Below are 9,655 nucleotides of genomic sequence, written 5' to 3'. Positions count from 1 at the left end.
TTTTAATTTACTTCACAATTTCTTGTTTCAGTTTGCTGTCTCAAGGGCTGCGTATACTACGCTACACCTTTTTATTCGTCAAGATCTTTTTTTAAAATTTTTGACCTTGCTCACTAACACGACCTTTATCTGCCTGTCGCTGACACCGTGTCAGTGGATGCGCATTATAGGCACTTCTTTTTTTTTCGCAAGTGATTATTGCAAATTTATTTTTGTTTGGCTTTTTTTTACACAAGACGAGCTAAAAACAAACTGAAATGATACATTTTGTAGCAATTTCACCTTTTTAATTTTTATTTTGTTAGTTAAATTCTTTAATAAAAGAAAAATCAAATGGCAAAATTTAAAATAACTATCGCCTAAATAACGATATCCATAACCATTTCCTTTTGAACACCCAGCTATATAGCCTTACTTTCTATTGTTTTCATTATTCTCTCATCATAAATAGAATAGCGAATATAGTTGTATTATTAATTAATGCCCTATTTGCAAATTAACATTCACATCATTCATCATTATTAAAAATATACAGCGTTTAAATTAAATGCTGTGGTTCTATTATAATCCTGCTTTAATCTTTTTCGGTAAATCAGCTAAACTATCAATTAACCAATCTGCTTGTGCTAACGCCTCTTCAGTTATTTCATCACCGGTTTTAACTAATACTGTTTTTTTAACCCCAGCTCGTTTTCCTGATAACAAGTCAGAAACCCTATCACCAACCATATAAGAATTTGCAATATCGATATTGAGTTCTTTAGCGGCGGTTTGAATCATCCCGGGACTTGGTTTTCGACATTCACAATCATCAACTAGTGGATCATGAGGACAATAATAGACACCATCTAAATCCACACCACGGTCTTGTAGTGACCAATCCATCCATTCGGTTAACGTATTGAATTGTTCATCAGTAAATATATTTCTCGCAATACCTGATTGGTTAGTGGTGATAACAAGTAAAAAACCCATCTTTTTGAGCTCTTGCATTGCTTCAATCACACCATCAATAAAGTGAAACTTATCAATCGTGTGCACATAATTATAATCTATATTAATGGTACCATCTCGATCTAAAAATATAGCTGGTTTCATGTTTAATTATCTTCCTTTTATAGGCGTGTCTATCTTACTTTATATAGGATATTATTGATTGACTTAGATGTCTAGACGTCTTAATATTTATCTATTCAAATTTTTGTTGTTATATCTCATGATAAAATTAGAACATATCTCAAAGACATTTGAGCAAAATAAAAACATTATTCATGCCTTAAAGGACATTTCACTACATGTTCCAGAAGGTAAAATTTATGGTGTGATTGGCAAATCCGGCGCAGGTAAAAGTACATTAATACGTTGCGTTAACTTGTTAGAAAAACCAACAAGTGGAAAAATATTTTTTGATAACCAAGATATCACTCATTTATCTAATCGAAAATTAATTGAAGTTCGTCGAAAAATTAGCATGATTTTTCAACATTTCAATTTACTTTCTTCTAGAACGGTATTTGATAATATTGCTTTTCCTCTTGAACTAAATAAAACACCTAAAGCAATCATTAAACAAAAAGTAAATGAACTTATTGATCTTGTTGGTTTAAGTGAAAAAGCAAATGTTTATCCAGCTAATTTATCTGGTGGACAAAAACAACGTGTAGCTATTGCTAGAGCACTAGCCAGTGATCCAAAAGTATTATTATGTGATGAAGCAACGAGTGCTCTTGACCCAGAGACAACTCGTTCTATTTTAGAATTATTAAAAGATATCAACCAGAAACTAGGCTTAACCATTTTATTAATCACTCACGAGATGGATGTAGTTAAACAGATTTGTGACCAAGTAGCAGTAATTAGTAATGGTGAGTTAGTTGAACAATCTTCAGTTGGCGAGATGTTTTCACATGCAAAAACGGATATTGCAAGACAATTTATTCAATCGACATTGCACCTTACAATTCCAGATGACTATTTAGCCAGACTGATACCAGAACATAAAGAAGGACTTAATCCGCTGGTTCGCATGGAGTTCACAGGAGTTTCGGTTGATTTACCATTACTATCGCAAATAGCGAAAGAATTTGAAGTGGATAGTAATATTATTAGCGCTCAAATGGACTATGCTGGCGGTGTTAAATTTGGTTTAATGTTGACAGAAATGAAAGGCAAACAAAAAAGTACTGCATCGGCAATTGCGTTTTTAGAAAAGAATAATACTAAAGTTGAGGTGCTAGGTTATGTCTGATTTTCTTCCATCATTTGAACCATTTGAATCACTATTTCGTTATTTAGCTAAACATAGTTTCTGGGCAGATTTTGTTACTTTTTGTTCATCATTTAATGGCTTTAATGAAGCAATGCTATTCAAAATGGCTCAAGCTACTGATGAAACCATTTATATGGTTATCTTATCTGGTTTTTGGGGCACCATTATCGGATTACCTATTGGTATTTTACTTTATACTACCCGAAAAGGACAAATATTAGATTCTTATATAGCAAATAATGTCATTTCATTTGTAACCAACGTTTTCCGTTCAATACCTTTTATTATATTAATTGTATGGATTATTCCTTTCACAACAATTTTAATGGGAACGTTTATAGGAAAACAAGCTGCCATAGTTCCCCTAAGTATAGGTGTATCACCATTAATTGCAAGAATGATTGAAAATGCTTTACTTGATGTACCCAAAGGATTAATTGAAGCCTCTCGTTCTATGGGCGCGACACCATTACAAATAGTCTATAAAGTTCTATTACCTGAGGCATTACCTGTCATTGTTAATAGTATGACCATTACACTCATTACACTAACTGGATATATTGCAATGGCCGGGGCAGTAGGGGCAGGAGGATTAGGCCAACTTGCTATTCAATATGGTTACAATGGTTATAAGCCTGCTATAATGAACACAGTTTTAGTTATTTTAATTATTATCGTCTTTATAATTCAATTTATTGGCAATACTATTGTTAAACGCGTTACCCATTATTAATTTTGGAGAAAGTTATGTCTATAAAAAAATTAGCATTAATTACCACATTGGTAAGTGCATTTTTCTTAACCGGTTGTGATGATAAACAATCATCTGCAACTGATAACAAACCTACTGAACCAACCAAAGTAAGCACTATTAAAGTTGGCGTAATTTCTGGCCCTGAACAAGAAGTAGCAGAAGTAGCTAAACAACAAGCAAAAAATCTTTATAATTTGGATGTTGAACTCGTCATTTTCAATGATTACGTTACTCCTAATCAAGCATTAAACGATGGATTAATTGATGTTAACGCTTTTCAACATAAACCATATTTAGATGAACAAATCAAAGAAAGAGGTTATAAATTAACTGTTGTTGGTAATTCATTTGTTTATCCTATTGCAAGTTACTCACACAAATTAAAACCGATTGATAATAACAATGAAACAGGCGAAGGAGTAAAAGTGACTTCACCTCGTGGCGAAACATTCTTTATTCCAGCTAAATCAACAATTGCTATCCCTAATGATCCTACCAATTTAGGTCGAGCATTACTTTTATTACAACATGAAGGTTTAATTACTGTTGATAAAGAAAAAGGCTTATTACCAACTGTACTTGATATCACTAGTAACCCATATGAGTATAAAATTGTAGAACTTGAAGCTCCAATGCTTCCTCGTTCACTTGATGATGCACAAATCGATCTTGCTATTATTAATAATGCATTTGCTGGACAAGCAAATTTAACACCAAGTAAAGACGGTGTATTTGTTGAGGATAAAGAATCACCTTATGTAAACATCATCGTTTCGCGTGAGGTTGACAAAGATAATGAAAACGTGAAAAACTTTGTTAAAGCATACCAAACTGATGCTGTAGCTAAAAAAGCCGATGAAATTTTCAAAGGTGGCGCAATTCGTGGTTGGTAATAGTCCATTCGCAAACTATGATTAACTTACTCCCGTCGACTATTGTCGATGGGAGTACTTTTAAAACAATTACACAATAATTCAATAATGACATTTCAATTTGAACCAATTGGCATCATTCACTCACCCTATACTGAAAAATTTGCTGTACCACGCCAACCGAATCTTGTAACAGCAGCTGAAGGTGAACTACATTTGCTAGATGGATTTAATGATCCTATGAGTATTAAGGGATTAGAACAGTTTTCACATATATGGTTATTATTTCATTTTCATCATATTGATGCTAATAAACAAAAATTAACTGTCCGTCCTCCTCGTTTAGGTGGCAATAAAAGTTTAGGTGTATTTGCGACAAGATCACCATTTAGACCCAATAATATTGGGCTCTCAGTCGTTGAATTACTAGATATTATTATTGAAAAAAAGCAGGTGATATTAAAATTAGGCAGTTTGGATCTAGTAAATGGTACACCGATAATTGATATAAAACCCTACTTACCTTATTGCGATAGTCATCCAGAGGCAATAGCTGGTTATGCGCAGCAGCTTCCAACACTAAAACTTAAGGTAACATTTTCATCTGAAGCTGACATATTTTTACAAAGCCAACTACAGAATTATCCACAACTAAGCGAACTAATCGAACAAGTTATTTCTCAGGATCCAAGGCCAGCTTATAAACAAAAAAGTCTTCATGAGCAAAGCTACGCGATTACTCTATATCATTTCAATATAACTTGGAAAGTATTAGGACATGATGCCATTGTGGAAAATATTCAGATAATTAGTTAATCATACAGATACTTTTATAAAAATAAATTATTGATGTCGCATATGCAGAATATTAATCGATCTATTTGTAAAGATAATTTACAAAAAAGTTCCGCGAAACCGATAATATTAATTTGGTGAGTTGAAATTATTTTGATAAATTAACTACGGGTTTAATTCCCTATATTTCACTTTGCCACTCAAATTTAATAATTTTAGTGGCTATTTTATAGCTCAATGATAATTATTAATTTTCTTGCTTCTTAACTCTGCTATATCAATAGCATCGAATAGATAATGTTTACCGCAATAATCACAATGAATATCAATCTTACCATCATCTTCATTGAGAATATCATCAACTTCGTTAGCTGGTAATGTCATTAAGCTATCTTCGCAACGTTGTCGTGAACAACCACACTTAAACACAATATCATGCGTCTCAAATAAACGAACTTCTTCTTGATTATAAAGACGATATAATATCTCATCAGTTGGCAATTGAAATAATTCATCACTAGTGATAGTCTCCGTCAATGCACAGAGATGTTCGAATGATTGTTCAATATCTTCATTTGCCGGTAATACTTGTAATAAAATACCTGCTGCCATAGGTTTGTTATTATAAACCCCTGTTTTGACAAATAAACGGGTAGGAAGTTGTTCAGATTGCATAAAGTAATTTTCTATACAACCAATTAAAGTGTCTTTTTCAAGACCAACAATACCTTGATAACGCTCTCCTTTTTTAGGTGTTATGGTAATGACAATATAGCCGTTACCAACCATCTCTTTAAGTGTAGCATCATCTGCAATTTCACTATTAACTCGTGCAACACCACGTAGTTGCTGTTCATTGTTACCATTTACTACCGCTAATGTCAGCGGACCATCACCTTGTAATTGTACCGCTATATCACCATCAAATTTTAAAGTCGCGGTTAATAAACTGGTTGCTACTAACAATTCACCTAATAAATTTTGTACAGCTATAGGATAAGTATGGTTTTCTAAAATTGCTTGGTAGGTATTTTCAAGTCGAGTAATTTCACCACGAACCGAATGATTATCAAATAAAAACCGATTTAAAGTATCCATATTAATTCTTGTCGCCTTGTTGTCTATCATATTTAAATTTAATTAATGTTCGCCGCTCTTTTTTATCTGGTCTTCGATCAGGATGCGGCATAGTTAATGCATTAAGTTTTCTAGCCTCAGCAATATTTTCTCGTTTAGTGATGCTTTCAAAAGTCTCTTGGTAAAGATATTCTGCTTCTCTAGCCGGCCTACGTTGATCACTAATAGCTAAGACACGAATTGTTTTTTGTTCATTGCCCTGTCTAAGGGTTAATATAGCTCCAACTTCAACAATTTTGCTTGGTTTTGCTCGTTGACCATTATAGTGGACTTTGCCACCATCAATCATGTCACGAGCGATGGAACGAGTTTTATAAAACCGAGCCGCCCATAACCATTTATCTAATCTTACTAGATACATCGTTTCCTCATTTAAAACTAAATAAATCTCAAAACAGATATAAGGATAATTTTATTAAAATCAATGTTGTGAATGAATTGAATACTCATTATCGTTAGTAAAAAATGCACCAGATAGGCTAAATGGTGAAATTTCACCATGTAAATCAACACGATAACTTGATGATTCAGGCGAAGTTTGAACTAACTTCCATCGATTTAACAGTTCACTAGTAATCCCTTTAGCAATAATATGTAATGATTCAAACTCGGTTTGCAAAGGATTTATAGTTGCAGTTGCATCAAGCTGACCACTATTAATTAATGCGCTAAAACTTAATAATGCTCGATGCTGACTATCAAAACTCACCGACAAATTAGGATATTTAATCGCAATTTTATTAATTGTTGCATCATTAGCTTTAAAAAATAACGAGCCTGAATATATGCCAAACTTTTTATCTTCCACTAACCTAATGTTGGTTCCAGAAACATAAAAACTAGTAAGATTAAATGGATAATCTGATTTAGTGCTGGTTAATGTACTTGGCAAAACAATTAACTGATCAATATCGACTTGGTTAAATATATTAGGTAATAATCGTTGTTTTAAGTTATCGGGTAACTGATAATTAATACCTGCTAGTAATAATTTTTTCAGATGTAATGAATTGTTTTTCCAGTTACCAGTTAAATGGATATTACCGTCATTCCACCCGGCAACCGCTTTTAAAATGTCTACTTCATCATCCTTGCAAGATAATTGCAGTAATAATGATGAAAGTTTTTCATCAAACCAGACAACATTATCAGCACTAATAATGAAATTACTTTGTTTTAGCTGCCATTGATTATCATAATCAATATTGGTGATGTCTATATTACCCTTTTCAATGGTTAAATTAGGCAATTGAATATTACTATCAAAGATTGAAAATTCTTGTAATTTGAACTTTGGCAGTTCAGATAAATATCTGTTTAAATCAGTCTCATTATTGACATTAAAATGTATATTGTTTAATTTTAATTGTGCTATATCCAAACTACCATCTGCTAGCATTTTTAATTTACTAACAAAAAAACCATTATCAATATTACCACCTAAATTAGTAATTGAAGTGATACCATCACGATAATATCCTTGCAGTAACACACTATTTACAGCCATTTGCTTAAATAATACTTGCTGGGCAGTAAAATCGAATTGATATGGTTGTTTACTTGGCAAATCAAACGGTTTTATACCACCATTAATTTGTTGTAATAACAATGGGGCTTGAGCATTATTCAATGAAAAATTTAAGGTTGTGTTATAAAACCGTAACATATTGGCCGTAAACATCGATTGGCTGATTTGAGAACCATCTAGCGTGCCATCAATAACATTAATATAATTAAAATGATGGAATTGCCACAAATTTTGCTTATCGAATCCAATGATTAATTTGCCAATATTAGCAACCTCTTGCTGATCTTTTTTTATCAATAAATTATCAACACTTAACTCATAAAAATTAGCAAAGGAATGATTTATTTTGCCAATTGTAATAGAATAGGCACTTAGCTTTGATAATTGTTGGCTTACTATTTTGGCTCCCCAATTGGTCTGTAACAAAAAATAGCCAAGTACAATTAACAACCAGAAAATCGAAAAAAGGATGATTAAACTAAATCGTAATCGTCTCATAAATAAGCTAAATAGTTAGAATAAAGGGTTGAATTGTATTACGATACCCGATTTTGATTAAAATAGCACTTGATTTTGCTATAAATGATTTGTTGTTAAACCAGTTTTGAAGTTAATATATAACTAAAGCCAATTGCAACATTAGAATAACAAACCAAATTAATAATTTATCTCTCTTTTGATTAAGATGAACATTTGTTATTCTTTTTATTTACTATATAAATAGGAAAAAACGAGATGAAACAGATCCCAATGACAGTAAAGGGAGCCGAATTATTACGTGCAGAACTTGAAGAACTTAAAAATGTAAAAAGACCTCAAATTACTGCCGCTATTGCTGAAGCTAGGGCACACGGCGATTTGAAAGAAAACGCTGAATATCATGCAGCGAGAGAACAGCAAGGATTCTGTGAAGGTCGTATTCAAGAAATCGAAGGTAAATTATCTCAAGCACAAATTATCGATATCACTAAAGTTAAAAATACCGGTCGCATTATATTTGGTGCCACAGTTACCGTAGTGAATATTGATACCGATGAAGAAACAACCTACCGAATTGTTGGCGACGATGAAGCGGATTATAAACAGAATCTAATTTCAGTTAATTCACCGATTGCTCGTGGACTTATTGGCAAGGAAGATGGTGATACAGTACAAATTAAAACACCAGGTGGTGATGTTGAATTCGATATTGTTAAAGTTGAATATATTTAATTAAACTGTTGCAAAAAAATAGGGCGATTAGCCCTATTTTTTATTTTGGTAGTGTAATTTTTTTATCTTCACTCGGTCTGTATATCGTAAAAATAGAACCCACCTGTTGAACAGCTAAAGCTTTGGTTTCGCGGATGATTGCTTCACAAATTAACTTTTTAGTTTCACGATCTTCAGTGGATACTTTAACTTTTATTAACTCATGGAAATTTAAGGCATTTTCAATTTCTGCTAGCACACCTTCGGTAAATCCATTAGCCCCAATCATCACTATTGGTTTTAAATGATGAGCTTCACTTTTTAAATACTGTTTTTGTTTATTCGATAAATTCATTAATTTTTTATCACATTAAGTTGTAATTTTGCTATTCTACCCTTATATATATTTGTAATCAATTGAAGTGACCTCATTACATTAAGGATTTATTCTCTGTGAGTAACAAAAAACGCTCAGCAAGCTCTACTCGTTGGCTTAATGAACATTTTAACGATCGTTTTGTGCAACAAGCACAAAAGAAAGGCCTGAGATCCAGAGCATGGTTCAAATTAGAAGAAATACAAAAAAGTGACAAATTATTCAAACCGGGAATTACTGTGGTGGATTTAGGCGCTGCGCCAGGAGGATGGTCACAATATGTTGCATCACTCATTGGAAATAAAGGACGAATTATTGCCTGTGATTTATTACAGATGGATCCCATCGTTGGCGTTGACTTTCTGCAAGGTGATTTTCGTGATGAAGCGGTATTAAATGCCCTACTTGAGCGAGTTGGTGAAGAAAAAGTACAAGTTGTTATGTCTGACATGGCACCAAATATGAGTGGGCAACCTGCCGTTGATATACCAAGAGCTATGTATTTAGTTGAACTGGCATTAGATATGTGTAAAGACGTTCTTGCTCCAAATGGTAGTTTTATCGTTAAAGTATTCCAAGGTGAAGGTTTTGAAGAGTATCTAAAAACAGTAAGATCACTGTTTAAAACAGTCAAAATTCGTAAACCTGAAGCTTCACGAGCAAGATCTCGAGAAGTATATATTGTTGCAATGGGGATGAAGTAGCCAGCCGTACAATTTTGTAGTACCATACT

General features: G+C 32.9%; 11 protein-coding genes. 6 read left to right on the top strand and 5 right to left on the bottom strand.

The annotated features are described in order from the left end of the window. Positions 1-561: 561 nt before the first annotated feature. Positions 562-1,098: a D-glycero-beta-D-manno-heptose 1,7-bisphosphate 7-phosphatase gene (gene gmhB, locus B6C99_RS10845; RefSeq protein WP_086359837.1), complete on the bottom strand. Its 537-nt coding sequence runs from the start codon at positions 1,096-1,098 to the stop codon at positions 562-564. Positions 1,099-1,216: 118 nt separating this feature from the next. Between gmhB and metN the strand changes: the two genes are divergently transcribed. The 4 genes from metN (at position 1,217) to tsaA (ending at position 4,711) form a co-directional block, all read left to right on the top strand. Further along, positions 1,217-2,248, top strand: a complete 1,032-nt coding sequence (gene metN, locus B6C99_RS10840; protein ID WP_086359836.1) for a methionine ABC transporter ATP-binding protein MetN — start codon at positions 1,217-1,219, stop codon at positions 2,246-2,248. A gap of 112 nt (positions 2,249-2,360) precedes the next feature. After that, positions 2,361-3,002 carry a methionine ABC transporter permease gene (locus B6C99_RS10835; RefSeq protein ID WP_086359841.1) on the top strand — a complete coding sequence of 214 codons (642 nt, stop codon included), beginning with the start codon at positions 2,361-2,363 and terminating at the stop codon, positions 3,000-3,002. Between the two features lie 14 nt (positions 3,003-3,016). Then, positions 3,017-3,916: a methionine ABC transporter substrate-binding lipoprotein MetQ gene (gene metQ, locus B6C99_RS10830; protein WP_086359835.1), complete on the top strand. Its 900-nt coding sequence runs from the start codon at positions 3,017-3,019 to the stop codon at positions 3,914-3,916. Between the two features lie 84 nt (positions 3,917-4,000). Then, a complete protein-coding gene (gene tsaA, locus B6C99_RS10825; RefSeq protein WP_086359840.1) occupies positions 4,001-4,711 on the top strand; it encodes a tRNA (N6-threonylcarbamoyladenosine(37)-N6)-methyltransferase TrmO in 711 nt (236 codons plus the stop codon). A gap of 213 nt (positions 4,712-4,924) precedes the next feature. Here the strand turns inward: tsaA and hslO are convergent, their stop codons facing one another. Genes hslO through B6C99_RS10810 form a run of 3 tightly spaced genes read right to left on the bottom strand, consistent with a single transcriptional unit; the run spans position 4,925 to position 7,781 of the window. After that, positions 4,925-5,818, bottom strand: a complete 894-nt coding sequence (gene hslO, locus B6C99_RS10820) for an Hsp33 family molecular chaperone HslO (RefSeq protein WP_086359834.1) — start codon at positions 5,816-5,818, stop codon at positions 4,925-4,927. After that, positions 5,790-6,188 (bottom strand): ribosome-associated heat shock protein Hsp15, encoded by a 399-nt coding sequence (gene hslR / locus B6C99_RS10815; protein ID WP_086359833.1) that lies wholly within the window; start codon positions 6,186-6,188, stop codon positions 5,790-5,792. Before hslR ends, hslO begins: the two co-directional genes overlap by 29 nt. Positions 6,189-6,248: 60 nt before the next feature. After that, positions 6,249-7,781: a hypothetical protein gene (locus B6C99_RS10810; RefSeq protein WP_143413967.1), complete on the bottom strand. Its 1,533-nt coding sequence runs from the start codon at positions 7,779-7,781 to the stop codon at positions 6,249-6,251. A gap of 309 nt (positions 7,782-8,090) precedes the next feature. On the opposite strand from B6C99_RS10810, the gene greA reads away from it, so the two are divergent. Continuing rightward, a complete protein-coding gene (gene greA / locus B6C99_RS10805; RefSeq protein WP_065578173.1) occupies positions 8,091-8,567 on the top strand; it encodes a transcription elongation factor GreA in 477 nt (158 codons plus the stop codon). Between the two features lie 40 nt (positions 8,568-8,607). On the opposite strand, the gene yhbY is transcribed toward greA, so the two are convergent. Beyond that, on the bottom strand, positions 8,608-8,901 hold the full coding sequence (gene yhbY, locus B6C99_RS10800; protein WP_086359831.1) for a ribosome assembly RNA-binding protein YhbY: 294 nt from the start codon (positions 8,899-8,901) through the stop codon (positions 8,608-8,610). A 98-nt stretch (positions 8,902-8,999) separates the two neighbouring features. Here yhbY and rlmE point away from each other — a divergent pair, with 98 nt between their 5' ends. Beyond that, positions 9,000-9,626: a 23S rRNA (uridine(2552)-2'-O)-methyltransferase RlmE gene (gene rlmE, locus B6C99_RS10795; protein WP_086359830.1), complete on the top strand. Its 627-nt coding sequence runs from the start codon at positions 9,000-9,002 to the stop codon at positions 9,624-9,626. The last annotated feature ends 29 nt before the right edge of the window (positions 9,627-9,655 follow it).

Origin of the sequence: Gilliamella sp. N-G2 (assembly GCF_002142215.1) — a bacterium.
Lineage (GTDB): Bacteria > Pseudomonadota > Gammaproteobacteria > Enterobacterales > Orbaceae > Gilliamella.
Note: the sequence above shows the minus strand (reverse complement) of the source record. Positions and strands in the feature narration are given on the sequence as shown.